The organism is Burkholderia sp. JP2-270, from assembly GCF_003233675.1.
Lineage (GTDB): Bacteria > Pseudomonadota > Gammaproteobacteria > Burkholderiales > Burkholderiaceae > Burkholderia > Burkholderia pyrrocinia_C.
Genome location: NZ_CP029825.1, coordinates 1727291 through 1753621 on the forward strand (window position 1 = coordinate 1727291; position 26331 = coordinate 1753621).

Here is a 26331-nt window from a genome sequence, read left to right on the forward strand (position 1 = left end):
CCTTTCCATTCATTCGCACTCCATATTTCAAATTCGCGCCGCGTGCCGACTCGCGTGCGCGTTTCATCCGTTTCATCGTTAACCGACAGCTCACCCGACCATCGCGCCTGCCCGGCCTCGCGCCGAAAGCGACCGGCACGGCTGACCACGGTCGTCTCGATCGCGCGCGAACCCGGCAGCGCGAACCCGGCAGAGTCGTTCCGCGCTCGCGAACCCGTCGCGTCCCTTTTCCTTTCGTTCAAATTCAAAGAGAGTGTCCTGACGCAGCAAAACGAATCGGATCTACATCGAGGTCTCGGACAACGGCAGATGCGCCTGATGGCACTCGGCGCCGCTATCGGCGTCGGACTGTTTCTCGGCTCGGCCAACGCAATCAAAATGGCGGGGCCCGCCATCATTCTTTCCTACATCATCGGCGGCGCGGTCATCTTCGTCATCATGCGCGCGCTGGGTGAAATGGCCGTGCACGAGCCCGTTGCCGGATCGTTCAGCCGCTACGCGCGCAATTATCTCGGCCCGCTCGCCGGCTACCTCACCGGATGGAACTACTGGTTCCTCTGGCTGGTCACGTGCATCGCGGAAATCACCGCGGTCGGCATCTACATGGGTATCTGGTTTCCCGACGTGCCGCGCTGGATCTGGGCGCTCGCCGCACTGGGCATGATGGGCTCCGTCAATTTATTGACGGTCAAGGCATACGGCGAACTCGAATTCTGGTTCGCGCTGATCAAGGTCGTGACGATCGTCGTGATGATCGCAGTCGGTCTCGGCATGATCGTGTTCGGCTACGGCAATCATGGCGTGCCGACCGGCATCTCGAACCTGTGGGCGAATGGCGGCTTTCTCCCGAACGGCATGCAGGGCGTCATGATGTCGATGCAAATGGTCATGTTTGCGTACCTCGGCGTCGAAATGATCGGCTTGACGGCAGGCGAAGCAGCCAATCCGCAAAAGTCCATTCCGAACGCGATCAACTCCGTGTTCTGGCGCATCATGATCTTCTACGGCGGCGCGCTGTTCGTCATTCTGTCGATCTACCCGTGGAACGAGATCGGCACGCAAGGCAGCCCGTTCGTGATGACGTTCGAGCGGCTCGGCATCAAGACCGCCGCCGGGATCATCAACTTCGTCGTGCTGACTGCCGCGCTTTCGTCGTGCAATGGCGGCATCTTCAGTACCGGCCGCATGCTGTACAGCCTTGCGCAACAGGGTCACGCACCGCGCGCGTTCGGCGTAACGACCGCCGGCGGCGTGCCGCGCCGGGCGATTCTCGTCTCGGCGGCCGCCTTGCTGGCCGGCGTGCTGCTGAACTACCTCGTTCCCGAGAAGGTCTTCGTCTGGGTCACGTCCATCTCCACGTTCGGCGCGATCTGGACCTGGGGCGTGATCCTCGTTACGCAGATGAAATTCCGCCAGTCCCTCGCACCGAGCGAACAGCGCACGCTCGGCTTTCGCATGCCGTTCTGGCCTTACGGTTCGTGGTTTGCGCTGGCGTTCCTCGCATTCGTGATCGGCTTGATGGCGTACTTCCCCGATACGCGCGTCGCACTGCTCGTCGGCCCGGCGTGGCTCGCGCTGCTGGTCGCCTTCTACTATGGGCTGAAGCTCGAATCCGCGGCGTCGCCGAATGCGAGCCCGGCACGGCGAAGTGAGCGCCAGCGCGCCTGACTGCCACCGGGTGCGTATCACCGGGGCCTCAACGCCCGCCGCGCCACCTCCGCAAAATAACGTGCGCCGACCGGCAGGATCTCGTCGTTGAAATCGTACGTCGCGTTATGCAGCGGCACGCCGCCTCGATCGGCCGTGTCGCCGTTGCCGATGAACACGAAATTGCCGGGCACGGCCTGCAGGAACGCGCCGAAATCCTCGGAGATCATCATCGGCTGCACGTCGGCGTTCACCGCGCCGGTGCCTGCGATATGCGCGGCGGCCTGCACGGCCGTGTCGACCCACTCCGGAGAATTCACCGTCGGCACGAACTCGTGCGTGTAGTCGAACGTGCAGGTCGCGCCATGCGTGCGGCAGATCCCTTCGCTGATCTCGCGCATCCTCGTTTCCAGCCGCGCCTGCACGTCGCGCGAATAACTGCGCGTGTCGCCCTTGATCGTCACGGTCGACGGCAGCACGTTGCGCAGCCCGTCGGTGATGAACTCCGTGCACGAGATCACGGCCTGCTGGCCCGGATCGAGATTGCGCGACACGATCGTCTGCAGCGCGAGCACGATCTGCGCGCCGATCACGATCGGATCGATGCCCATGTGCGGGCGCGCCGCATGCGTGCCGCGCCCGTCGATCCGGATCACGAAATTGTCCTCGCTCGCCATGATGCCGCCCGCGCGCGTCGAGAACGTGCCCGCGCGCATGCCCGGCATGTTGTGCGCGCCGAAGATCGCGTCGACCGGAAAGCGCTCGAACAGCCCGTCTGCCATCATCGCCTTCGCGCCGCGGCCATGCTCCTCGGCCGGCTGGAAGATGAAGCGCACCGTGCCGTCGAAGCCCTTCCGCTCGGCCAGCAGCTGCGCCGCGCCGAGCACCATCGACATGTGGCCGTCGTGCCCGCACGCATGCATCTTGCCGGGCGTGCGCGACGCGTGTTCGCGGCCCGGCGCATGCTCGGCGATGTTCAGCGCGTCCATGTCCGCGCGGATGCCGATCGCGCGCGTGCCGGTGCCGGCCGTCAGGTTCGCGACGAGCCCCGTGCCGCCGATGCCGCGATGCACGTCGAGCCCGAGCGTCGTCAGGATGCGCGCAACGTAGTCCGACGTGTTCACCTCTTCGAAACCCGTCTCCGGATGCTGGTGCAGATGCCGGCGCCAGGTCTTCAGTTGCCCCTGCAGCGTGCTTTCTTCGATTGCGTCCATCGTGTCCATTGCGCTTGCCTCGTCGGTCGTTTGGTCGTTCAGGCCGCTACCGCCGCGCGGCTCAGCCAGTCGCGCTGCCGCGCGAGCACGGCGTCGGCCGCGTCGCCGACGCAGCGCCGGTACACGGACGGCGCCGTCGCGCCTTCCGTATTGATCGCCAGCACGCGCGAGCTTGCGTCGAGCCCCGCCTGCCGCGCGAGCGCAGGGTCGCGCATCAGCGCCTCCAGCCCCGCAATGCCGGCCGCGCCCGATTCGCCGGCGACGAGCGGCACATCGCGTTCGCTGCCGGCTGCGAGGCCGCGCATCGCGTGCACGGCATCTTCATCGTCGATCAGCATGAAGTGGTCGATGCACATCTCGAGGAAATCCCATGCGAGCGGCGACGCCTCGCCGCACGCGAGCCCGGCCATCACCGAATCGACGCTGCCGGTCGCCTTCGCCGCGCGCCCCGAGAGCGCGCTCTGGTACAGGCAGTCGGCCTGGCGCGGCTCGACGACGATGAAATGCGGTCGCCGCGCGCCATCGCGCTCCCACAGGTAACTCGCCACGCCCGCGGCGAGGCCGCCCACGCCGCCCTGCAGCACCACGTGCGTGAACGGCCGCCCGTCGTCCTGCGCCGCCTGCGCGGCGGCCTCTGCGGCGATCACGCCATAACCCTGCATCACGTCGCGCGGAATCGCTTCGTAGCCGTCGTACGACGTATCCGACACGACGTACCAGCCGTTCGCCTGCGCAAGCTGCGCCGCGCATACGACCGATTCGTCGTAGTTCCCCGCGATGCGCACGATCCGCGCGCCGTACGCCGAGATCGCGCGTTCGCGCTCGGCGTCGACATTCGCGTGCAGCACGATCACGCAGCCGCAGCCGATCGCGCGCGCGGCGGCGGCCAGCGCACGGCCGTGATTGCCGTCGGTCGCGCTGATCACCGTCAGGTCGGCCAGCTGCGCTGCGTAGCGGCCGGTGACCAGCCCTTGCGGATCGAGATCGTCGGTGCGCCGCAGGCGCCTCACGAGCCGAATCAGCGCGATCGGCGCGCCGAGCGCCTTGAAGCTGCCGAGCGGCGAGCGGCACGACTCGTCCTTCACGCTGACGCTCGCGATGCCGAGCCGCGCGGCGAGGTCCGGCAGCGCGCGCAGCGGCGTGCGCGCGTTGCCGACGAGCGGCCAGTGCGACAGCCACGCGCCGCTTTCGTCGGCCGACGCGATGTTCATCACGCGGCGCAGCGCGTCGGGATAGGCGGCGCGCGACGCGCGGGGGTTGGCGATCAGCATGGCGAAAGGCTCCGGAACAGGACCGCGCCGGCGGTCCGTCGGGTGGGTCGGATCGGGCAAGCGCGGGTTGCGTTCGCCGTCGGTTCGAAAAATAATATTGCGCATGTCGGTCAACAAAATCGCCAAATCGGTTGCCTGGATGCAAAAATTTCTCGTTCTTTCGAGGTTTCACGCACCATCATGACGACCCCACTCGATGCGTTCGATCGCAAGCTGTTGATGGAAGTGCAGCGCGACGCGCAGACGCCGCAAAGCGAACTCGGCGCACGCGTGAATCTGTCGACGGCGGCGGTGAACCGGCGTTTGAAGCGTCTCGCGGAAGACGGCGTGATCGAGCGCTATACGGCCATCGTCGCGCCGGAGAAGGTCGATCATCCGCTGACGATCGTCGTGAACGTCGAGGTCGAGAGCGAGCAGATCGACCAGCTCGACGCGATGAAGCGGACCTTCGAGCGGTGCCCGCAGATCCAGCAGTGCTATTACGTGACGGGGGAATGGGATTTCGTGCTGATCCTCGCCGTGCGCAACATGGATCAGTACAACGCGCTCACGCGCGAGCTGTTCTTCGCGAACAACAACGTGAAGCGGTTCAAGACGCTGGTGAGCATGAGCCGCGTGAAGGTCGGGCTCGAGGTGCCGGTCGAGACCGGCGAGTGAGTGCGGCTGTGGGGTACGGCCATGAAGCGGCCGGCGCGCGACTGCACGCGCCGGCCGCATCCCATCCACGGCTACGTCAGCGACAACTGAAGCTCGCCGCCGAATTCACGTCGCCCGAGCCGTTGTAGCGCGCCACCTGCGGATACGGGCACAGCGGGCGCGTACGCCCCGTGCCCCACGACGCCGGCACGTCCGCGTTCGGTACCGCGTTCGTCGCATCGCGCGCGGCGGCCACGATCGCGGCGGGCGCCTGCCCCTGCTCGACCCACGCGACGAGCGGCGTCAGCATGTCGAACTGGTCGGCCGCCGGCCCGCCCGCACAGTGGTTCATCCCCGGCACCGGATAGAAGCGCGCGAAGCTCGACGCATCGCCGCCGTTCGCCTGCGCGACCCGCTGGTACCAGTCGCTCGTGTCGTTGGACGAGAACACCGGGTCGCCCGTGCCGTGATAGACGAGCAGCTTCGCGCCGCGCGACTTCAGCGCGGACAGGTTCGTCTCGTCGGGCGGCGTCATGAACGACCACGCGGATTGCGTGTACACGCCGCTCGTCGCGAAGATCGCCGGCGCGTCGTTGTCCATGTCGAAGCCGAGCGCGAAGCCGGGCAGGTTCGCGAGCGTCGCGGTGCTTTTCGGCGGCGACATGAACGTGAACGCCATCGCGACCGGATCGAGCGTGATGGAATTCGATTGCTTCCACGCAGCCCAGCCGCCGCCGGCCACGCCCGGATCGTACGGAAAGCTCGCATAAAGCGCCGTGCCCGCACTGTTGCGCGCACCCGCGAACACGTTCTCGAGCGCGGTTTTCTGTGCGGTCGTCAGGCATGCGCCCGTGCGCGTGCCGTTCGCGCAGGTCGGGACGTCCGTCTCGACGCTGAAGTGCGCCTGGCAGGCGGCGACGTCCTGCACCATCCCGTCGGCCGCGCCGTCGAGCGCATCGCATTTGTCGAGGATCTTCGCGCCGACGAACCGGCGCTCCGCGTCGGTGAAGCCGCTGCGAATATCCGGCAGCCCGTTCGATCCGGTCGCCGACGCGATCTTCGCGAACTGCTGCGCGCCGTACATCTCGCCGATCGCCGCCTTCGGCAAATGGAAACCCGGATCGCCGGCGATGATGCCGTCGTAGTCGGCCGGGTTGCGCACCGCCGTGACCATCGCGTGACGGCCGCCGTTCGAGCAGCCGCCGAAGTAGCTGCGGTCGGGTGCCTTCCCGTAGGCGAGACGGATCACCTGCTTGGCCATCGGCGTCAGCGCATCGACGGCGCCATAGCCGTAGTCGATCCGTGCCTGCGGATCGAGGCCGAACAGCGGGTTCTGCGCGCCGCTGTGCCCGGCATCCGAGCTGATCACCGCGAAGCCCTGGTTCAGCGCATCGGTCAGCGGCCCGCCACCGCCGATCTCTCCGGTCGCGGTCACGACATTGCCGTCGAGCCCGCCGTTCGCCTGGTAGAAGAAGCGGCCGTTCCACGCCTTCGGCAAGCGCATCTCGAAGCCGATCGCATAGGTGTTGCCGTCGACGGCGCTCACGCGCTCGTTCATCTTCCCTTCGATCACGCAGTGCTCGGCGATCGGCTTGCCGGCCACCGTCAGCGCTCCGGCGGCCGCGGTCGCAACCGACGTGAACGACGTATTCGCATACGCGAGCTTCGCCGCGAGCGCGTCGCAAGTCTGAGCCATCGCGGCCGGCGTCGCGGCGCTCAGGTGCGTGGGCACGGCGTTGACCGAATCGTCGCCGCCGCAACCGGCGAGCATCGCCGCGGAGATCGGTGCAATGCAGAGGAATGCAGATTTTCTGTTCAAGATACCTCCCGTTCGTCAGGTTGCCGGATCAGAACATGTGCTTGACGCCGACCATCGCGCCGAGCTGCCCCATCCCCGCGCCGGGCGTCGTGCCGGGGCCGCCGCCGCTGACCGCGTAGCGTGCATGCGCGCTGTTCCACAGATACGAGCTTTGCGCGTATACCGACGTGCGCTTCGTCAGCAGGTAGGTCGCGCGCAGCGTCGCCATCGTCGCGCGCGTGTCGTGCGCGCTGTTGACGATCCGGTAGCCTTCGCCGTCGACGATGAAGTCCGGCTTGACCGCATATGACGCACCGAGGAAGAACAGGTCCGAATGCGCGCCGGGCGCGGCCGGCGAACCGGTCGACACGCGCCGCCCGATCCAGCCCGCGCCGATCCGCGCGCCCGCCGCCTGCGCATACGCGCTCACGTGCACGCGCGCGTCCTTGCCCGCGCTGCTCGTGAAGGCGACCGGCGCGACGCCGTCGAAGAAGTTCGCGGCGGCGCCGGTGCCGCCGCGCTGCTCCTCGTACGACGCCGCCGCGCCGAAATACGCGCTGTCGTACTTGAGCATCGCCGACCAGTTGCGGCATTCGACCGCGTGGCCCGGCACCTGCCCGGCGCACGTGCCCTGCCCCGGCGAATTGCCGGTGCCCGCGCCGTCGCGGCCGAACGAATAGGCGGCGCCGAGCGTCACGCCGCGATACGTGCCGAGGTAGGTCACCGCGTTGTCGGCGCGGCCGTTCGGCACGTACGCGTCGAACGAGCCGAGCCCGTAGATGTCGGGGCCGATGATGTCCGCGCCCTGCAGCGCGAGGTAGGTCATCGTGTACTGGCGGCCGAACGCGAGCGTGCCGAAGCCGCCCTTCAGCCCGACGAACGCCTGCCGGCCGAACAGCCGCCCGCCCTGGCCGAGATCGCCGCCGCGCACGTTGAAGCCGCTTTCGAGCACGAACACGGCCTGGTAGCCGCCGCCGAGATCCTCGCTGCCGCGCAGGCCCCAGCGCGACGGCATCTCGCCGGTCACGCCCGGCATCCGTACCACGTGGTCGCCGGCCGCGTTCGCGTGCGACACGAATTCGACGCCGGTGTCGATGATCCCGTACAGCGTCACGCTCGATTGCGCGTGCGCGCCGGTCGCGGCCAGCGCGCATGCGCCGGCTGCCAGCAAGGCTTTGGTGTGCTTCATGGTTGGTGTCTCCAGACCTGCGTCGATATCGCGCTCTGCCGGCGCTCGTGGGTGAAAGTAAACAAACTCAGTCGTGTGCCTGCGGCCGCCGGATCAGCACCAGCGCCGCGACGGCGGCGACCAGCGTGACGGGGATGCTCGCGCCGATCACGACCGACGCGCTGCGGCCCATCGCGAGCAGCTCGGCGGCCGCGAGCGGGCCGACCACGGAGCCGAGCCGGCCCACCGCGACCGCGGAGCCGACGCCGGTGCCGCGCATCGCGGTCGGGTAGTACATCGCGGCCAGCGCATACAGCACCGACTGGCCGCCGACGACGAACATCCCGGCCGCGAACGCCGCGGCGGACAGCCATACGAGCCCGGGCGCGATCGCGAGCGCGGCGAGCGACAGCACGATTCCCGCGTACATGCCGCCGACGACCCGCGACGGCCGCATCCGGTCCATCGACATGCCGATGCCGAGCACGCCGAGGCCGCTGCCGATGTTGAAGAAGATCTGCACGATCCCGGCCTGGCTGCGCGCGAGCCCCTTCGCCGCCATCAGCGACGGCAGCCAGTTCAGCAGGAAATACAGCACGATCAGCGTGCAGAAGTAGCTGAGCCAGAGCGCAAGCGTGGTGCCCGTGCGTGCGCCGCCGAACAGCGTGTGCGCGACGCTCGGGCGCGCGGCGCCCGATGCGCTGACGTCGAGGAACGCGCGCGATTCCGGCAGCAGCGCAAGCAGCAGCGGGGCGAGCAGCAGCGGCCCGACGCCGCCGACGTAGAAGATGTGCCGCCATTCGGTGTCGCCGGCCAGCAGCACGCCGATCAGCGACGCGATCACGCCGCCGAACGGAATGCCGCAGTACATCACGGCGACCGCGCTGCTGCGCGAGCGCGCGTCGGCCGCTTCGGACGACAGCGCGATCAGGTTCGGCATCGCGCCGCCGAGGCCGAGGCCGGTCAGCGCGCGCACGACGACCAGCATCGCGAAGCTCGACACGTGCGCGGTCGCGATCGACAGCAGCCCGAACAGGCAGACCGACGCGATCAACACGTGCTTGCGGCCGATCCGGTCGGCGAGCCATCCGCCGAGCATCGCGCCCGGCAGCAGGCCGAACGTGCCTGCGCTGAACGCGAGCCCCATCTGCGAAACCGTGAGCCCGAACTCGTGAGCCATGCGCGGCGCGGCGACGCCGACCGACTGCAGGTCGAGCCCCTCGAGCAGCGCGATCGCAAAACACAGACCGAGCGTCGTCGCGACGGCCGGCCTCTCGGCAACGGAAGTGTCCATGTCGTCTCCAAACCTTGTACTGCGCGTCATGCCGAAACGCATGCGCGGCGTCTTTGTCGTGATCGGACCATGCATCAGACATTATCAGGTAGCCTGATTCATTGTCCGAAATAAAATCCGCGCGACCAGCCGGTCGAGCGGACCGTCATCCCATCGAAGGACGGAATGATTTAATAACAGGTAACCTGATATTTCAAGTGTGTGATGCGCCGGTGTTAACCCGCAACGCGCGCGGAAGCCGGCCAGGCAAGGACGTGCGGCGCGACGAATGAAGCGAAAGCGCGGCTCAGTCGCGCAGGTTGCGCACGAACAGCTCGAGCGTACGCTGGACCTGCGCGGCGTCGGCGGCGGTCAGGTCGTCGCCGAGCATCCGGCGCTCGAGCGGCCGCAGCACCCGTTCGCATTCGCGCAGGATCGCCGAACCTTCGTCGGTCAGGCGCAGCAGGATCACGCGGCCATGATTCGGATCGGCCTCACGCGTGACGAAGCCGCGGGCCGCCATCGCGACCATCACCTCGTTCGCGGATTGCGGCGTGATGAACGAGCGCACCGCGAGCTGCGCATTGGACAACGCGCCGCGCGCCTCGAGCACCGACAGCGCCGTGTATTGCGCGAGCGTCACGCCGAGCGGTGCGAGCGCATCGCTCATCTGGCGGCGCAGCAGCCGATCGAGATTGCCGATCAGGTAGGTCAGCCGCTGCTGGGCACGCATGGGCGGTTTGGCCTCGGTGGCACGGGCAGCGCGTTTCGCGCCGGCCGGTTTGACGGGTGTCGAACTCATGAAGGTGTCGGGAGGAAGATCGCGGGCCATCTTACCTCACGCGGCCCGCATGGCGGACACGCTCGCGTCGCCCGCATCTCGGCGATCGGCGATCGGCGCACTGTATGCAACACAGACCCGATTCGGCGGTTTCGATCGTGGCTTACCCGCTGATCGCCCAGGAGCGAGCCGCACCGCCGCCGCATGGCAGTGCGGCGCGACGCTCGACATCAGCGCGCCGCGCCGGCAACGATCACGCCCGCATCTGCCGCGTCGCGCGCATACATCGCTTCGATCACTGCCGCGCGTTGCGTCAGCACCGCCCGCTGGTTGATCGAACCCTTGTCGGTGATTTCGCCGAGATCGAGCGACGGCGGCGTGTCGAGCAGGTACAGCCGCGTGATGAACGTCGCGCTGCCGGTCGCGTCGCGGTTCAGCCGCTCCAGCAGGTCCGCAAAAAACGCGCGCACGGCCGGCGCCTGCAGCACGTCGCGCACGTCGGCGGCCGGCCCCGCACCCGCGAGGCGGCGGCAATCGTCGATGCGCGGAAAGATCATCGCGCCGACGTCGTCGCGGTTCATTCCGGTCACGACCGCGTCCTGCACATACGGCGCGCCGTTCGACACGATCCGCGCGCGCATCGGCCCGACGCTCACGAAGGTCCCCGTCGACAGCTTGAAATCCTCGGCGATGCGGCCGTCGAACATCAGCCCGATCTCCGGACGCTGCGGGTCGACGAAACGCACCGCGTCGCCGCTGCGGTAATAGCCTTCGTCGTCGAACACCTCGCGCGCGTCGTCGCGGCCCGCGCGCCAGTAGCCAGCCATCACGTTCGGCCCGCGAAAGCGCGCCTCGAGCTTGCCGTCGACCGGCACCAGCTTCGCATCGCAGCCGGGCGCGGGCAGGCCGATGTAGCCGGCGCCCGACATCGGCCCGGTGGTGAACATGCACGACGGCGCGGCCTCGGTCATCCCGAGGCCGGCCATGATCCGGATCCGCTCGCCGCAGTGCGCGAGCGTCACGCGCTCGAGCCGGTCCCACGCGGCCTGCGACAGCCCCGCGCCCGCGAAGAAATACATCTTCACGCGCGAGAAGAAGGTCGCGCGCAGCGCCGCGTCCGTTTCGAGCGCGGCGGTCAGCTCCTCCCAGCCTTTCGGCACGTTGAAGTACACCGTCGGCGCGATCTCGCGCAGGTTGCGCAGCGTCTCGTCGAACTTGCCGGCGACCGGCTTGCCGTCGTCGATATACAGCGTGCCGCCGTTGTACAGCGCAATCCCCACGTTGTGGCTACCGCCGAACGTGTGGTTCCACGGCAGCCAGTCGACCAGCACCGGCGGCTCGATGCCGAATTGCGGAAACGTTTCGAGCAGCATCTGCTGGTTGCTGCACAGCATCCGGTGCGTGGTCGGCACCGCCTTCGGCAGCCGCGTCGAACCGGACGTGAAGAGAAATTTCGCGATCGTATCGCCCGTGATCGCATCGTGCGCGGCGTCGACGCTGCCCGGCACGGTGTCGAGCAGCGACGCGAGGCGCGTGACGCCGCGCATCCCGTCCGCCGCCGACACGACCACGCGCTCGACGTCGGGCGGCACCGTCGCATCGAGTGCAGCGCGGAACGCATCGCCGTCCGCGGCAAACACGAGCCCCGGCGTCAGCAGCGCCAGCGCATGGCGGAGCTTGCCGTAGTCGCTCGACACGAGCGAATACGCGGGCGACAGCGGCGCATACGGGATGCCGGCCCACAGCGCGCCGAACGCGACCTGCAGGTGTTCGAGATCGTTGCCGGACAGGATCGCGACCGGCCGCTCGGCCGACAGCCCGCGATCGAGCAGCGCCTGGCCGATCGCGCGTGCGCGTTCGAGCATCTGCGCATAGCTGATTCCGATCCACGCGCCGTCGGGGCCGCGCCGCGCGACGAGCCAGCGGTCCGGGTGCGCTTGCGCGCCGCTGACGAGCCGGTCGGTCAGCCGGCGCGGATACGCGCCGAGCGCGGTCGATGCACGCAGGGTCCAGCAGCCGTCGCGTTGCGCGATGTCGGGCGGCGCCGCGCCGATCGCGACAGGGCGGTAGCCGGCGGGGGCCGGCTGCGCGGCGGCGATGCCGTGCAGTTGGGTCGGATCCGCATCCAAGGTCTGTCTCCAGTCGGTTCCGCCGGCGCGTTCGCGACGCGCGGCGGGAACTTCATTGTGTCGTTGTCGTTGCCGCGACGCGGCGGCCCGCTCAGATCGGGTAGTGGCGCGGCGCGGTCTGCACGGTGATCCAGCGCAGGTCGGTGAATTCGGCGATCGACGCCTTGCTGCCGAACCGGCCGTAGCCGCTCGCCTTCACGCCGCCGAACGGCATCTGCGCCTCGTCGTGCACGGTCGGGCCGTTGATATGGCAGATGCCCGACTCGATCCGCTTCGCAACCTGCATCGCGCGTGCGATGTCGCGGCTGAACACCGCGGCCGACAGCCCGTATTCGCTGTCGTTCGCGGCCGCCAGCGCCGCTTCGTCGCCGTCGACGCGCTGCACGGTCACGACCGGCCCGAACGATTCGTCCGCATAGAGCTTCATGTCGCGCGTGACGCCGTCGACGATCGTCGGCTGCATCACTGCGCCGTCGACTTCGCAGCCGAGCGGCAACGCAGCGCCGTGCGCGCGCGCGTCGGCGACCAGCGTCGCGATGCGCTGCGCGGCCGCCGCGCTTTCCAGCGTGCCGAGCACGACACCCGGTGCGGCCGGGTTGCCGGCCTTCAGCGTACGCGCCTTCGCGACGAGCCGCTCGACGAACGCATCGGCGACTTTCCGGTCGACGATCACGCGCTCGGTCGACATGCAGATCTGGCCCTGGTTGAAGAACGCGCCGAACGCGACCGCGTCGACCGCCGCATCGAGATCCGCGTCGTCGAGCACGAGCACCGGCGCCTTGCCGCCGAGTTCGAGCAGCGCCGGCTTCAGGTGCTGCGCGGCGAGCGTCGCGACGATCCGGCCGACGCGCGTCGACCCGGTGAAGTTGACGCGCCGCACCGCCGGGTTCGCGATCAGCCGTTCGACGATCGCGGGTGCGTCGTGCGGCGCATGCGTGATCACATTGACGACGCCGTCGCCGAGCCCCGCGTCATGCAGCACGCTGCCGATCAGCCGGTGCACGCCCGGGCAGCCTTCGGACGCCTTCAGCACGACCGTGTTGCCGCACGCGAGCGGCATCGCGAGCGCGCGGGTCGCGAGGATCACCGGTGCGTTCCACGGCGCGATGCCGAGCACGACGCCGCACGGCTGGCGCACGGCCATCGCGAGGCTGCCCGGCACGTCGGACGGAATCACCGCGCCGTCGATCTGCGTCGTCATCGCGGCGGCCTCGCGCAGCATGTTCGCCGCGAGCATCACGTTGAAGCCGTACCAGTTCGCCATCGCGCCGGTTTCCGCACGGCCGGTCTCGATGAATTCGCCGGCGCGCGCGTCCATCCGGTCGGCCGCCGCGAGCAGCCGCCGGCGGCGCTCGGTCGGCGCGAGTGCCGCCCACGCGGGGAACGCGCGCGCGGCCGCCGCGACCGCGGCGTCCGCATCGGCGAGCGTCGCCGCGGCGGCGCGCGACGCCACCTGTCCCGTCGCCGGATCGATCCGGTCGAACGTGCCGCCATCCGACGCGCCGCGCGACACGCCGTCGATCAACAAAGTCACTTCGTGCATTTCGCTGTCTCCGCTCAGTCCGGTTGCGTACCGCGTCGCGCGTCAGCGCTTGTACGCCTGCAGGCCCGGCTTGATGCTCTTGTCGTCGAGGAACTGCTTGAGGCCCTGCTCGCGGCCGCCTTCCGGATCGCGATAGTTCGCCTGGTCGAGCTTCGCGTACAGGTAGTCCTCGTTCTGCTCCCACGTCAGTTCGCGGCAGCGCTTGAAGCCGTGCTTCGCATTGCGGATCACGACCGGATTCTTGTCCAGCAGCTTCGCGGCGAGTGCAAGCACTTCGTCGCGCAGTTGCGCACGCGGCACGCTCTTGTTGACGAGCCCCATCTTCGCGGCCTGCGGCCCGGTGAAGGTATCGCCGGTCATGATGTAGTACAGCGCCTCGCGATGCCCGACCGTGTCCGCCATCGCCTTGCTGACGAGGTTGCCCGGCGGGATGCCCCAGTTGATCTCCGACAGGCCGAACACGGCTTCGTCGGCCGCGATCGCGAGATCACACGCGACGAGCGGCGAGAAGCCGCCGCCGAAGCACCAGCCGTTGACCATCGCGATCGTCGGCTTCGAATACATGCGCAGCAGTTGCCACTGCCAGCGGCTCGCGTCGCGGCGGATCTTTTCCTGCAGGATCTCCGGGCCCGCGTCCACTTCGCGGAAATACTCCTTCAGGTCCATCCCGGCCGTCCATGCATCGCCCTCGCCGGTCAGCACGAGCACCTGCGCTTCGGCGTCGAGCTCGACCGTTTCCAGCACGTCGATCATCTCCGTGTTCAGCGTCGGGCTCATCGCGTTGCGCTTGTCCGGACGGTTCAGCGTGACCCACGCGATCCCGCCCTCGACCACGACCTTCACCGTTTTCCAGCGACCTTCGTAACTCATCTTCGTTCTCCAATGACCGTGCCGCCCTACGCGACTCCACGCCAATTTACTATCAGGTAGCCTGATATGTAAAGTAGAATGGAAGCGGCTCGGGACAAACCCCTAAACGGGCACTAACGCGCGGTTTCGCGCCGCGCGGCGCCTGCGCTTCACGACATGAGGAGACACGCTTGGACATCCGCAACCTGATCGCCATCGACACGCACGTGCATGCCGAAGTGTCGTGCTGCCAGCCGCCCGACCTGTTCGCGAAGGCATTCGACGACGCGGCCGACAAGTACTTCGGCACGGTGCTGAAGCAGGGCCGCCGGCCGACGATTCCGGAGACGATCGCGTATTACCGCGAGCGCCGCATCGGCTTCGTGATGTTCACCGTCGACTGCGAGACGAACATCGGCCGGCGCCGCATTCCGAACGAGGAGATCGCGCAATTCGCGCAGGACAACGCCGACGTCATGATCGCGTTCGCGAGCATCGACCCGCACAAGGGCCGCTTCGGCGCGCGCGAGGCGCGCCGCCTGATCGAAGAACACGGCGTGAAGGGTTTCAAGTTCCACCCGACGATGCAGGGGTGCTTTCCAAACGACCGGCTCGCGTATCCGATTTATGAGGTGATCGCCGAACACGGGCTGCCGGCCGTGTTCCACAGCGGCCATTCGGGGATGGGATCGGGCATGCGCGGCGGCGGCGGGCTGCGTCTGAAGTACTCCGAACCGATCCACCTCGACGACGTCGCGGCCGACTTTCCGGACATGAAGATCGTGATCGCGCACCCGTCGTGGCCGTGGCAGGAGCAGGCGCTGTCGATCGCGCTGCACAAGCCGAACGTCTACATCGATCTGTCGGGATGGTCGCCGAAGTACTTCTCGCCGGAGCTGGTCAAGTATGCGAACACGCTGCTCAGGCACAAGGTGCTGTTCGCGTCGGATTTTCCGCTGATACGGCCGGATAGATGGCTGGAGGATTTCCACGGCGCCGGGTTCCGGCCCGACGTGCACCCGCTGATTTTGAAGGACAACGCGGTCGCGTTGCTGGGGCTGGAGCTAGGGCTCGACGCGCCGCGCGAGTGACGCGCCGAGTGGCGAATGCGCCGATCGCGGCGCGGTCATGTAGCACCGCATCCGCCGGCCGCGCCGTGGCGCTCAGGTTGCGCGCTTCGGCATGAACCGCGCGGTCGGCAGCCCCGCATGCCGCGTCTGCGCGACGAACACGCCGCCCGCATGCGCATCGCTTGCCAGCGCGTCGTCGCTCAGCCCGACGCGCGCGCTCGTCACGTACAGGCGGCCTTCGCCATCGAGCGCCGCGCAGCTCGGCTGCGCGGTCGGCACGTCGACGCGTTCCGTCTCGACACCGTCCAGCCCATAGCGCACGACGCGCCTGCCGCCCCACTGCGCGTTCCACAGGCCGCCGTCGCGATCGATCGTCGAACCGTCCGGGTCGCCGTCTGCATCGGTCAGGCGCGCGAACGGCCGCACGTTCGCGACGTCGCCGCCCGCGCGGTAATCGCAGACGAAAATCTCGCGCACCAGCGAATCGCAGAAATACATCTTCGAGCCGTCCGGCGAGAACGCGATGCTGTTCGCGATCGCCGCAGCCGGCAATGCGAGCCGTTCGAGCGTGAGGTCGGCATTGAGCCGGTAGAAACCACCAACTGCGCGCGGCGGCTCGCCGCCTTCGTCCTTCATCCCGAACACGAACGCGCCGAACGGATCGCAGCGGCCGTCGTTCAGCCGCGTCGGCAGGTCGGATTCGACGTCGACGATCCGCGTGAACGCGCCGCTGCGCAGGTCGAAGAACGCGAGATGCGTCGCGAGCCCGACGAGCAGCACGTCCGGATCGTCGGTCAGCGCGAAACACGCGAGCCGCTCCGGCATCGGCCAGTGCGCGAGGTCCGAACCGTCCGCGCGGCATCGCCAAAGCCGCGCGCCTTCGATGTCCGTCCAGTACAGCGTGTGTGTCGCATCGCACCACGTCGCGCCTTCGCCGAGCGTATTGCGGCTGTCGGCCAGCAGCGTCGCCGACGCGGCCGGATGAGTCTGTTGCATGCCGTCTCCCGATATCTGTCGCGACTATCCGTCGCGTTGCGGGCGGCGCGCTGCCGGTCAGATCTTCATCGCGCGCCGCTGATTGCGACGATACTGGTCGAACAGCACCGCGAGCAACAGAATTCCGCCGCGTATCAGATATTGGTAAAAGGTCGGCACGTTCAGCAGGCTCATCGCATCCTGCACGGAGCCCATGATCAGCACGCCGACCAGCACGCCGGAAATCGTCGCGACGCCGCCCGTCAGCGACACGCCGCCGAGCACGCACGCGGAGATCACGCCGAGTTCGAGGCCGACCGACGTCTTCGGATCGCCGAGGCTCATCCGCGACGCGAGCATCACGCCGGCAAAGCCCGTCACGAGCCCCTGCAGCACGAACACGGTGATCTTGATGCGCATCACCGGTAGCCCCGCGAGCAGCGCGGCCTCGCCGTTACCGCCGACGGCCAGCACGTTCTTGCCGAATACCGTCTTGCGCAGCAGGAAGCCGAACACGACGAAGCCGATGATGTTGCTCCAGATCGGATACGAGATGCCGAGGAACGAGCCGGACCCGAGTTCGAAGAAGCGTTCCTCGGAGATCATCACCGCGTCGCCGCTCGACGTGATGAACGCGAGCCCGCGCACGACTTCCATCATCGCGAGCGTGACGATCAGCGAGTTGATCCGGTAGCGCGCGATCAGCACGCCGTTCACGAGCCCGACCGCGCCGCCCGCGAGCACGCCGGCCACGATGCCGAACAGCACGCTGTGCGTCGCGGTGATCAGTGTCGACGCGACGACGCCCGAGAACGCGACGATCGACGCGACCGACAGGTCGACCTCGCCGAGCGCGAGCACGAACATCATCGTCACCGAGATCGAGCCGATCAGCGTGACCGACAACAGCAGGCCCTGGATGTTGCGCGGCGTGAGGAAATCCGGCACGGTCAGCGACAGCGTCGCGAACAGCACGAGAAACACCATCACGATGCCGGAGCGGTTGATCAGCTGCCACATGCCGCCGCGCGCCCTCATGGGCGCGGCAGCGGCATCGGGAGACGGGGAAGTACGTTGGGGTTGCATTGCCTGGCTCATGTCTTTTGCATTCCGGTTGAACAGCAAGCCGCTAGCGCGGCAGCGCGAGCTTGATCAGCGCATCGGGCGTCGCCTGCGCCTTCTCCACTTCGCCCGCGATCCGTCCTTCCTTCATCACGATGATCCGGTCCGACACGCCGATCACCTCGGCCAGATCGCTCGACACGAGGATCACCGTGCGGCCCGCTTCCGCGAGTTCGTAGAACAGGTTGTAGATTTCCGCGCGCGCGCCGACGTCGATGCCGCGCGTCGGCTCGTCCATCAGGAACACGTCGATGCGCTCGGCCAGCCAGCGCGCCAGCACGACCTTCTGCTGGTTGCCGCCGGACAGCGCGCCGATCGGCGTATCGCCATCGCGGGTCTTGATCGCGAGCCGCTCGATATAGCGTTGCGCGAGCTCGCGCTCGCGCCGCGCGTCGAGCAGCATGCGCGCCGGGCTGAAATGCCGGCGCGCGCTGATGTTCAGGTTGTCGGCCACCGACGCGATCGCGACGATGCCTTCCTGCTTGCGGTCTTCCGGGCAAAGCGCGATGCCGGCGCGCACCGCGTCGCGCGGGCTGGCGAACGCGACGCGCCGCCCGCCCAGCTCGACATGCCCGGCGCTCGGGCGCACCGCGCCGTACAGCAGCTTCATCAGCTCCGAGCGGCCCGCACCGACGAGCCCGAAAAATCCGACGATCTCGCCGCGCCGCGCGGTGAACGACACGGGCTCCGACAGCCCGGGCCCCGCCAGCCCCTTCGCCTCGATCAGCACGTCGCCGGCCGTGCGCGGCCGGTAGCCATACACGTCCTCGATCGAGCGGCCGACCATGCAGCCGATCAGCCGGTCGCGGTCGAGATCGGCGACCGAATCGAACGTGTCGATCCGGCGGCCGTCGCGAAACACGGTCACGCGGTCGCACAGTTCGTAGACCTCCTCCATCCGGTGCGTGACGTAGATGATCGCGCGGCCTTCCGCGCGCAGCGCGCGGATGATCCGGAACAGTTGCGTGGTCTCGCGCGCGGACAGCGAGCTCGTCGGTTCGTCGAACGCGATCACGCGCGCGTCGCGCATCAGCGCCTTGCCGATCTCGATCATCTGGCGCTGGCCGATCGACAGATACTTCACCGGAATGCCCGGATCGATATGCTCGCCGAGCCGCTCCAGCGCATCGAGCGCGCGCGCGGCGAGCGTGCGCTCGTCGACCACGCCGAGCCGGCTCGGCAGTTGCCCGAGCATCAGATTCTCGGCGACCGTCAGCTCGGGCACCAGATGCAGCTCCTGGTAGATGATCGCGATGCCGGCCTCGAGCGCGGCGCGCGTCGACGCGAAGCGCTGCACCGTGCCGTTCAGCGTCAGCGTGCCGGACTGCGGCTGGTTCACGCCGGACAGCACTTTCAGCAGCGTCGATTTCCCCGCGCCGTTCTCGCCCATCAGCCCGTGCACTTCGCCCGCACGCACCGACAGCGACACGGCGTCGAGCGCGCGCACGCCCGGGAACGTCACCGTGATGCCGTCGAGCGCAAGCAGCGGGCCGGCGGCCGCGCCGGCTTCAGCGTCGTCGCTTTGGGACACGGCCGTCATCGTCTGCGTCGTCATTGCGTTTTCGCCCCGCGTGCTCAGATACCGAGCTCGGCGCGCACGGCCTGCCAGTTCGCACGCGTCATCAGCTTGCCGCTCGTCTGCGTGTCGGCCGCCGGCGTCTTGCCGTTGCGGATCCAGTCCACCAGGTTCTGCGTGCTGTCCTTGCCGTGGTTCGTCGAGCTGACCGCGATCGTCCCGTAGAAGCCGGTCGGCTCCTTCTTCTGGAACTCGGCGAACGCTTCGCCCGCGCCGTTGATGCCGACGCCGATCACGTCGGCCGCCGGGATGTGCAGCTGTTCGGTCGCGCGCACCGCGCCGAGCACGGTTTCCTCATTCAGCGCGTAGACCACCCATTTCTTCACGTTCGGATGCCGCGCGAGCACCGGCGCGGCCGCGCTGAAGCCGCCTTCGTCGTCGGTCGTCTTCTGCGGCGCGTCGAAGATGTTCTCCTTGCGGAAGCCGTTCGCGAGCAGCGCCTGCGTCGCGCCGTCGGTGCGCAGCTTCGCGGTCGGCAGCTCGTAGTTCGTGACCCGCAGCGCGCCGACTTCCTCGGGCTTCCAGCCGCGCCGCTTCATCTCGTCGGCGATCGCCTGGCCGACCTGGTTGCCGATCTTGGTCGCCGACATCCCGAGGTGCGGCACGTTCGCGAGCGGCTTGCCGCTCGAATCGACGAGCTGGTCGTCGACCGTCACGAACTTCATGTTGTAGCGCTTCGCGCGCGACGCAATCGCCGGGCCGAGGCGCACGTCGGGCGCGCAGATCACGAAGCCCTGCGCGCCTTGCGAGCCGAGGTTGTCGATCGCGGCCAGCACCTTCTCGCCGTCGGGCGTGCCGATCTTCACGACCGAGAAATTCTCCTTCTGGCCGAGCGCGGACGCCGCGTTCTGCTCGTTGATGAACCATGCCTGCTCGGGCATCTTCACCAGGAAGCCGATCTTCAGCGGCGCGTCGGCGCGCGCTGCGCCCTGCATGCCGAGCGGCGCGATGCAAAGCGCGGCCAGCAGCGCGCGCAGGGTGTGTCGGCGAATCGTGTGAGTCGTGCGGGTCATGTGGTGTCTCCTGGTATCGATTTGGGTCTTCATCATTTGTCGTGCGCGGTCGCGGCGAAGCGCGCCGGCACGTTCAGCGGCCGAACGCGTCGGTCTGGACGCGCCGGCCGAATAGAAACGCGTCGGCGACGAGCCGCAGCGGCCGCACGTCGACGTCGCTTTCGCCGCGCGCGATCAGCGCGCGGAACTGCGCGTACAGCGCAGGATACTCGCGCTCGGGGCCGATCTCGACCGGCTCGCCGTCGATCGACAATTGCGCGCCGCCGCGGCTGATCGCGAGCACGCCGTCGGCCGTATCGACCGCGATCTCCCATTGCTCGACGGGGCCGTGCCGCCAGTCGAATTCCGCGCGCACGGGCACGCCGTCGGTATCCGCGCAATCGAGTTCGGCCGCGATCGGCGTCTGCACGTCGCTCGGCACGAACAGCGTCGCCTCGCGCAGCACGAGCTCGCGCGGCAGGATCCGCGTGACGATCGACAGCGCGTTGATACCCGGATCGAACACGCCGAGGCCGCCGGGCTCCCATATCCACTGCTGCCCCGGATGCCAGCGCCGCACGTCCTCCTTCCAGCGCACCTGCACCGCGCGGATCGTGCGCGTCGCGAGCCACGCGCGCGCGGGCTCCACCGCGCTCGCGCAGCGCGAATGCCAGGTCGCGAACAGCGTGAGGCCGCGCTCGCGCGCGAGCGCCTCCAGCGCGGCCACTTCGCCGAGCGTCGCGCCCGGCGGCTTCTCGAGCATCACGTGCTTGCCGGCTTCGAGCGCCGCGCGCGCCTGCGCGTAGCGCACTTGCGGCGGCGCGCATAGCGACACCGCGTCGAGCTCGCGCTCGGCGGCCAGCAGCGCGCGGAGATCCTGATAGTTGCGCACGCCGGCAACTTCCGCGTGGCGGCTCGCGCACGCAGTCAGCGCGAAGCCCGGTTCGGCGGCGATCGCCGGAAGATGCTGGTCGCGCGCGATCTTGCCGATCCCGACGACGCCCAGCGAAACCTGCTTGCTCATCGTGCATTCCTCCTTCGCGAATCGCTCAGTGCGCCCAGCGCAGCACGAGCGGATCGAGCCGGCGCGCGATCGCGAGCAGTTCCGCGCGCGTGTCCGGATGCAGTTCCGGCATCGGATGCCGCGGCCGCTCGCACGCGATCACGCCGCCTTCGCGCATCAGCGCCTTCGCGGTGAGGATCCCGGACTGGCGGTTCTCGTGATTGATCAGCGGCAGCCACGCCTGGTAGCGCGCATACGCGTCGTCGTGGCGGCCTTCGCGCCACGCTTCGAGGATCGGCCGGATGCCGTCCGGGTATGCGCCACCCGTCATCGCGCCGGTCGCGCCCGCATGGAGATCGGCGAGCAGCGTGATCGCCTCCTCGCCGTCCCACGGCCCTTCGATCGCATCGCCGCCGAGCCGGATCAGCTCGCGCAGCTTGTTCGCCGCACCGGGCGTCTCGATCTTGAAGTACGCGACCTGCTCGATCTCCCGCGCCATCCGCGCAAGGAACGGCGCCGACAGCGCGGTGCCGCTCGCGGGCGCGTCCTGGATCATGATCGGGATCTCGATCGCGTCGGACACGCGTGCATAGAAATCGAAGATCTGCGCTTCGGGCACGCGGAACGTCGCGCCGTGATACGGCGGCATCGCCATCACCATCGCCGCGCCGAGCTGCTGCGCGCGCAGGCTGCGCGCCACGCACACCTGCGTGCTGTAGTGCGACGTCGTGACGATCACCGGCACGCGGCCCGCCACGTGTTCGAGGATCGTGCGCGTGAGCACGTCGCGCTCGTCGTCGGTGATCGCGAACTGCTCGGAGAAGTTCGCGAGGATGCACAGCCCGTCCGAGCCCGCGTCGATCATGAAATCGACCGCGCGCTTCTGGCTCGCGAGGTCGAGCTCGCCGGTGTCGGAAAACGTCGTCGGGACGACGGGGAAGATGCCGCGATAGCGCGGCGTGCTGCTCGATGTCATGTTCTGGTCCTGCGTCGGTCGAAGCGGCGTTCAGCCGGAAAACAATGCGTTCAGGATTCGCGGGCGAGCGCGCCCGCGGCCGGCTGCGGCGCGCGCAGCGTCGCGCGGACCACGAACGTGATCAGCACCGCGAACAGCAGCGTCGCCGCGAGGAAATACAGGCCGGCCGCGAGGCTGCCGGTCGACTGCTTGATCAGGCCGATGCCGTACGGCCCGACATAACCGCCGAGATTCGCGAGCGAATTGATCGCGGCAATACCCACCGCCGCGCTCGTGCCGGTCAGGAATTCGCCGGGCAGCGCCCATACGACGGCCTGGATCGAGTAAAGCGAGAAAGCCGTGAGGCAGATGAACAGGAACTGCAGTGCAGGCTGCCGCACCCATGCGCTCGCGGCCATCGTCAGCGCCGCAGCGGCCGACACGACGACGATGTGCCAGTAGCGTTCGCGCGTGCGATCCGAATGACGCGGCACGACCAGCAGCCCGATCACCGCGAACAGGTACGGCACGGCGGACAGCAGGCCGGTGGCCGTGTCGCCCGCGCCGAACGCGTGAATGATCGTCGGCAGCCACAGCGACAGCCCGTAGATGCACAGCGGGAACGGCAGGAACAGCGCCGCGAGCAGCAGCACGCGCCGGTCGGCCAGCGTGGCGAGCGGATTGCGGTGCGCGTCGGGGCGGTACGCGTCGCGATCGGCGGCGAGCTGGCGCGCGATCCAGCGCCGCTCGTCATCGTTCAGCCAGCGCGCGCGGTCCGGCGATTCGGGCAGCAGCCGCAGCGTCGGCCATACGAGCAGCACGGCCGGCAGGCCGCTGACGACGAACAGCGTCTGCCAGTTCGACAGTCCGAACAGCCCGTGCGTCGACAGCAGCCAGCCCGCGAGCGGCCCCGTCACGATGCCGGCGATCGGCTGCGCGAGCACGAGCAGCCCGATCACGCGCGCGCGGCCGCGCATCGGAAACCACTGCGTGAGGAAATACAGGATGCCCGGATACAGGCCGGCTTCGGCCGCGCCGAGCAGGAAGCGCAGCACGTAGAAGCTGGCCGGCCCCTGCACGAGCGCCATCGCCATCGTGATCACGCCCCACGTCGCGAGAATGCGCGCGAACCACACGCGTGCGCCGAAGCGGCCGAGCGCGAGATTGCTCGGCACCTCGCACAGGAAATAGCCGATGAAGAACAGGCCCGCGCCGAGCCCGTACGCAGCGTCGCTCAGGCCGACGGCCGCGTTCATGTGCAGCTTCGCGAAACCGACGACCGTGCGGTCGACATAGGCCACCACGTAGATCAACGCGAGAAACGGCACCAGCCTGCGCGTGAGCGTGCGCATCAACTGCCGTTCGTCGACGGCGGCCGACGGGCCGGATTGAGCCGCGGCCGGTGTCGCGGACGGGTGCTGCGTCGTCGTCATCGTGTCTCCATGGGTGGGCTGCGCCGGCGTCGTCGCCGGTCTGCCCTGCTTCACCTGTGCTTCGCTTCTCGCTCGCCGCTCAATGCGAGTGGCTCGGCACGTCCGCGCCGCGCGTACCGACCAGGAAGTCGAGATCGCACCCCTCGTCGGCCTGCAGCACGTGATCGATGTACAGCCGCGCGTAGCCGCCCTTGCCGAGCTGGCCGGCCACACCCGGCGCCGCGGTCGGATCGACGTCCGACAGGCGGCGCTGCAGTTCGTCATCCGTGATGTCGAGATGCAGCGTGCCGGCCTCACAGTCGAGCTCGATCCAGTCGCCGTTGCGCACCGCCGCGAGCGGCCCGCCGGCGGCGGCTTCCGGCGCGACGTGCAGCACGACCGTGCCGTACGCGGTGCCGCTCATCCGCGCATCGGAAATCCGCACCATGTCCTTCACGCCCTGGCGCAGCAGCTTCGGCGGCAGTCCCATGTTGCCGACCTCGGCCATGCCCGGATAACCGCGCGGCCCGCAGTTCTTCAGCACGAGCACGGAGCTTGCGTCGACGTCGAGCGCTTCGTCGTTGATCGTGGCCTTGTAGTGTTCGAGGTTCTCGAACACGACCGCACGGCCGCGATGCTTGAGCAGCTCGGGGCTCGCCGCCGACGGCTTCAGCACCGCGCCGCGCGGCGCGAGATTGCCGCGCAGGATGCGGATGCTGCCGTCCGCGATCAGCGGCCGGTCGAGCGGGCGGATCACCTCGTCGTCGTAGTTCGGCGCTTCGCGCACGTTGTCCCACAGCGACTTGCCGTTCACCGTCAATGCGTCCGGGTTCGGCAGCAGCCCGCCTTCGCCGAGCCGGCGCAGCACCGCCGGCAGCCCGCCCGCGTAATAGAACTCCTCCATCAGGAAGCGGCCCGACGGCATCAGGTCGACGATCGTCGGCGTATCGCGGCCGATGCGCATCCAGTCCTCGAGTTCGAGCGGCACGCCGATGCGGCCCGCGATCGCCTTCAGGTGAATCACCGCATTGGTCGAGCCGCCGATCGCCGCGTTCGCGCGGATCGCATTCTCGAACGCGGCGCGCGTCAGCACCTTCGACAGCACGAGCCCTTCGAGCGCCATCTCGACGATGCGGATGCCCGACATGTGCGCGAGCACGTAGCGGCGCGAATCGACGGCCGGAATCGCCGCGTTGTGCGGCAGCGTGACGCCGAGCGCCTCGGCCATGCACGCCATCGTCGACGCGGTGCCCATTGTGTTGCAGGTGCCGGCCGAGCGCGACATGCCGGCTTCGGCCGACAGGAAGTGGTGCAGGTCGATCTCGCCGGCCTTCAGCGCTTCGTGCAGCTGCCACACGGCCGTGCCCGAACCGATGTTCTTGCCTTCGAGCTTGCCGTTCAGCATCGGCCCGCCCGACACGACGATCGCCGGCACGTCGCAGCTCGCCGCGCCCATCAAGAGCGCGGGCGTCGTCTTGTCGCAGCCGGCCAGCAGCACGACCGCGTCGATCGGGTTGCCGCGAATCGCCTCCTCGACGTCCATCGACGCAAGGTTGCGCGTGAGCATCGCGGACGGCCGCAGGTTCGATTCGCCGTTCGAGAACACCGGGAACTCGACCGGGAAGCCGCCCGCCTCGGAGATCCCGCGCTTCACGTGCTCGGCGAGCTTGCGGAAGTGCGCGTTGCACGGCGTCAGTTCGGACCACGTGTTGCAGATGCCGATGACCGGCCGGCCGTCGAACTCGTGATCGGGGATGCCCTGGTTCTTCATCCAGCTCCGGTACATGAAGCCGTTCTTGTCGTTCGTGCCGAACCATTGGGTGGAGCGCAGCCTGGGTTTTGTTGCCGACATCGTCAGTCCTGTGGTGACGGGATACCGGCGCAGTCTAGGCAGAATTTTGATAACTCGCTAATGACGTTTTAGGCGATTACGATATCGATTCCGATATCGATATAAACCCGTACGATGACTGACGCCAGCCCGTGGGGAAACCGCAGCCGCCTGAAGACCCGCCAGCTCCTGCTGGTCGTCGCGCTCGCCGACGAAGGGAGCATTCATCGCGCGGCGGCCGCGCTGAACATGACGCAGCCGGCCGCGTCGAAGCTGCTGCGCGAACTCGAGGAATCGATCGGCGCGGTGCTGTTCGAGCGCCTGCCGCGCGGGATGCGGCCGACGCTGTACGGCGACGCGCTGATCCGCCACGCGCGCGCGGCGCTCGGCAGCCTCGACCAGGCGCGCGAGGAACTGGCCGCGCTGAAGGCCGGCCATCTCGGGCACGTGGCGGTGGGCGCGATCACGTCGCCGGGCCTGCGGCTCGTGCCGCCGGCCGTCGCCGCCGTGAAGGGCACGCATGCGGGCCTGCACGTGTCGGTCGAGATCGACACCAGCAACGTACTGCTCGAACATCTCGCGCAGGACAAGATCGACATCGTGCTCGGCCGGCTCTCCGCCGAACACGACAAGCTGCGGCTGCGCTACGAGCCGCTGATCGGCGAGACGGTGGCGGCGGTCGTGCGGCCCGGCCATCCGCTGCTCGCGCAGGCGCCGCTGTCGCTCGCGGACGTGCAGCGCGCCGCATGGGTCGTGCCGCCGGCCGGCAGCGTGCTGCGCCATCGCTTCGAACTCGTGTTCCAGCGCGCGAGCCTCGCGCCGCCGGCGAATCTGGTCGAGACGTCTGCGCTGCTGTTCATCACGCAGCTGCTCGAACAGAGCGACATGATCGCGGTGCTGGCCGAAGACGTCGCGCGCTACTACGCGCGACACGGGATCGTCACGGTGCTGCCGCTGGAGATGGATTGCCGGATGGACGATTTCGGGATCATCACGCGCACCGACCGGCTGCATTCGCCGGCCGTCACGGTGATGGCCGATGCGATCCGGGCGGCTGCGCGGGAGGTTTACGGCGTCGCGCTGTGA

21 protein-coding genes are annotated in these 26331 nt (G+C 68.4%); 4 read left to right on the top strand and 17 right to left on the bottom strand.

The window, feature by feature from the left end; translation table 11 throughout:
• The first annotated feature begins 309 nt into the window (after positions 1–309).
• Positions 310–1668 (top strand): amino acid permease, encoded by a 1359-nt coding sequence (locus tag DM992_RS25675; protein ID WP_111019185.1) that lies wholly within the window; start codon positions 310–312, stop codon positions 1666–1668.
• 17 nt (positions 1669–1685) lie between these two features.
• Here the strand turns inward: DM992_RS25675 and DM992_RS25680 are convergent, their stop codons facing one another.
• Both DM992_RS25680 and DM992_RS25685 read right to left on the bottom strand, forming a co-directional pair.
• Positions 1686–2870 (bottom strand): M20 aminoacylase family protein, encoded by a 1185-nt coding sequence (locus tag DM992_RS25680; protein WP_111019186.1) that lies wholly within the window; start codon positions 2868–2870, stop codon positions 1686–1688.
• A gap of 29 nt (positions 2871–2899) precedes the next feature.
• Positions 2900–4132, bottom strand: coding sequence for a diaminopropionate ammonia-lyase (locus tag DM992_RS25685; RefSeq protein ID WP_111019187.1), 1233 nt, complete (start codon positions 4130–4132; stop codon positions 2900–2902).
• Positions 4133–4312: 180 nt separating this feature from the next.
• Between DM992_RS25685 and DM992_RS25690 the strand changes: the two genes are divergently transcribed.
• The gene (locus tag DM992_RS25690; RefSeq protein ID WP_111019188.1) at positions 4313–4789 is read left to right on the top strand and encodes an Lrp/AsnC family transcriptional regulator; all 477 of its coding nucleotides are present in this window, start codon (positions 4313–4315) and stop codon (positions 4787–4789) included.
• A 76-nt stretch (positions 4790–4865) separates the two neighbouring features.
• Here the strand turns inward: DM992_RS25690 and DM992_RS25695 are convergent, their stop codons facing one another.
• The 7 genes from DM992_RS25695 to DM992_RS25725 all read right to left on the bottom strand — a co-directional run bounded on the left by DM992_RS25695 (position 4866) and on the right by DM992_RS25725 (position 14330).
• The gene (locus tag DM992_RS25695; RefSeq protein ID WP_111019189.1) at positions 4866–6587 is read right to left on the bottom strand and encodes a tannase/feruloyl esterase family alpha/beta hydrolase; all 1722 of its coding nucleotides are present in this window, start codon (positions 6585–6587) and stop codon (positions 4866–4868) included.
• Positions 6588–6615: 28 nt separating this feature from the next.
• Positions 6616–7755 (bottom strand): porin, encoded by a 1140-nt coding sequence (locus DM992_RS25700; RefSeq protein WP_111019190.1) that lies wholly within the window; start codon positions 7753–7755, stop codon positions 6616–6618.
• Between the two features lie 67 nt (positions 7756–7822).
• On the bottom strand, positions 7823–9028 hold the full coding sequence (gene mhpT, locus DM992_RS25705; protein WP_111019191.1) for a 3-(3-hydroxy-phenyl)propionate transporter MhpT: 1206 nt from the start codon (positions 9026–9028) through the stop codon (positions 7823–7825).
• A 286-nt stretch (positions 9029–9314) separates the two neighbouring features.
• Complete coding sequence (locus DM992_RS25710; RefSeq protein ID WP_034181557.1) at positions 9315–9809, bottom strand: MarR family transcriptional regulator; 495 nt, start codon at positions 9807–9809, stop codon at positions 9315–9317.
• A gap of 209 nt (positions 9810–10018) precedes the next feature.
• Positions 10019–11917, bottom strand: a complete 1899-nt coding sequence (locus tag DM992_RS25715; RefSeq protein WP_111019192.1) for a feruloyl-CoA synthase — start codon at positions 11915–11917, stop codon at positions 10019–10021.
• 91 nt (positions 11918–12008) lie between these two features.
• The gene (locus tag DM992_RS25720) at positions 12009–13460 is read right to left on the bottom strand and encodes an aldehyde dehydrogenase (RefSeq protein ID WP_111019193.1); all 1452 of its coding nucleotides are present in this window, start codon (positions 13458–13460) and stop codon (positions 12009–12011) included.
• 42 nt (positions 13461–13502) lie between these two features.
• Positions 13503–14330 carry a p-hydroxycinnamoyl CoA hydratase/lyase gene (locus tag DM992_RS25725; protein WP_111019194.1) on the bottom strand — a complete coding sequence of 276 codons (828 nt, stop codon included), beginning with the start codon at positions 14328–14330 and terminating at the stop codon, positions 13503–13505.
• A gap of 170 nt (positions 14331–14500) precedes the next feature.
• Here DM992_RS25725 and DM992_RS25730 point away from each other — a divergent pair, with 170 nt between their 5' ends.
• Positions 14501–15400, top strand: coding sequence for an amidohydrolase family protein (locus DM992_RS25730; protein ID WP_111019195.1), 900 nt, complete (start codon positions 14501–14503; stop codon positions 15398–15400).
• 72 nt (positions 15401–15472) lie between these two features.
• Here DM992_RS25730 and DM992_RS25735 read toward each other — a convergent pair whose 3' ends face one another.
• From DM992_RS25735 to DM992_RS25770, 8 genes are all read right to left on the bottom strand, one after another.
• On the bottom strand, positions 15473–16375 hold the full coding sequence (locus DM992_RS25735) for an SMP-30/gluconolactonase/LRE family protein (protein WP_111019196.1): 903 nt from the start codon (positions 16373–16375) through the stop codon (positions 15473–15475).
• Between the two features lie 57 nt (positions 16376–16432).
• Positions 16433–17452: an L-arabinose ABC transporter permease AraH gene (gene araH / locus DM992_RS25740; RefSeq protein ID WP_111019197.1), complete on the bottom strand. Its 1020-nt coding sequence runs from the start codon at positions 17450–17452 to the stop codon at positions 16433–16435.
• 31 nt (positions 17453–17483) lie between these two features.
• Positions 17484–19031: an L-arabinose ABC transporter ATP-binding protein AraG gene (gene araG, locus DM992_RS25745; protein ID WP_111019198.1), complete on the bottom strand. Its 1548-nt coding sequence runs from the start codon at positions 19029–19031 to the stop codon at positions 17484–17486.
• A gap of 20 nt (positions 19032–19051) precedes the next feature.
• Complete coding sequence (locus DM992_RS25750; RefSeq protein ID WP_111019199.1) at positions 19052–20065, bottom strand: arabinose ABC transporter substrate-binding protein; 1014 nt, start codon at positions 20063–20065, stop codon at positions 19052–19054.
• Positions 20066–20138: 73 nt separating this feature from the next.
• Positions 20139–21068: a Gfo/Idh/MocA family oxidoreductase gene (locus DM992_RS25755; RefSeq protein WP_111019200.1), complete on the bottom strand. Its 930-nt coding sequence runs from the start codon at positions 21066–21068 to the stop codon at positions 20139–20141.
• Between the two features lie 25 nt (positions 21069–21093).
• Positions 21094–22023 (bottom strand): dihydrodipicolinate synthase family protein, encoded by a 930-nt coding sequence (locus tag DM992_RS25760; protein WP_111019201.1) that lies wholly within the window; start codon positions 22021–22023, stop codon positions 21094–21096.
• Between the two features lie 50 nt (positions 22024–22073).
• Positions 22074–23435 (bottom strand): MFS transporter, encoded by a 1362-nt coding sequence (locus DM992_RS25765; RefSeq protein WP_111019202.1) that lies wholly within the window; start codon positions 23433–23435, stop codon positions 22074–22076.
• Positions 23436–23514: 79 nt separating this feature from the next.
• On the bottom strand, positions 23515–25266 hold the full coding sequence (locus DM992_RS25770) for an IlvD/Edd family dehydratase (protein WP_034181546.1): 1752 nt from the start codon (positions 25264–25266) through the stop codon (positions 23515–23517).
• A 114-nt stretch (positions 25267–25380) separates the two neighbouring features.
• Between DM992_RS25770 and DM992_RS25775 the strand changes: the two genes are divergently transcribed.
• Entirely contained in the window at positions 25381–26331 is a 951-nt protein-coding gene (locus DM992_RS25775) for a LysR substrate-binding domain-containing protein (RefSeq protein WP_105390620.1), read from the top strand.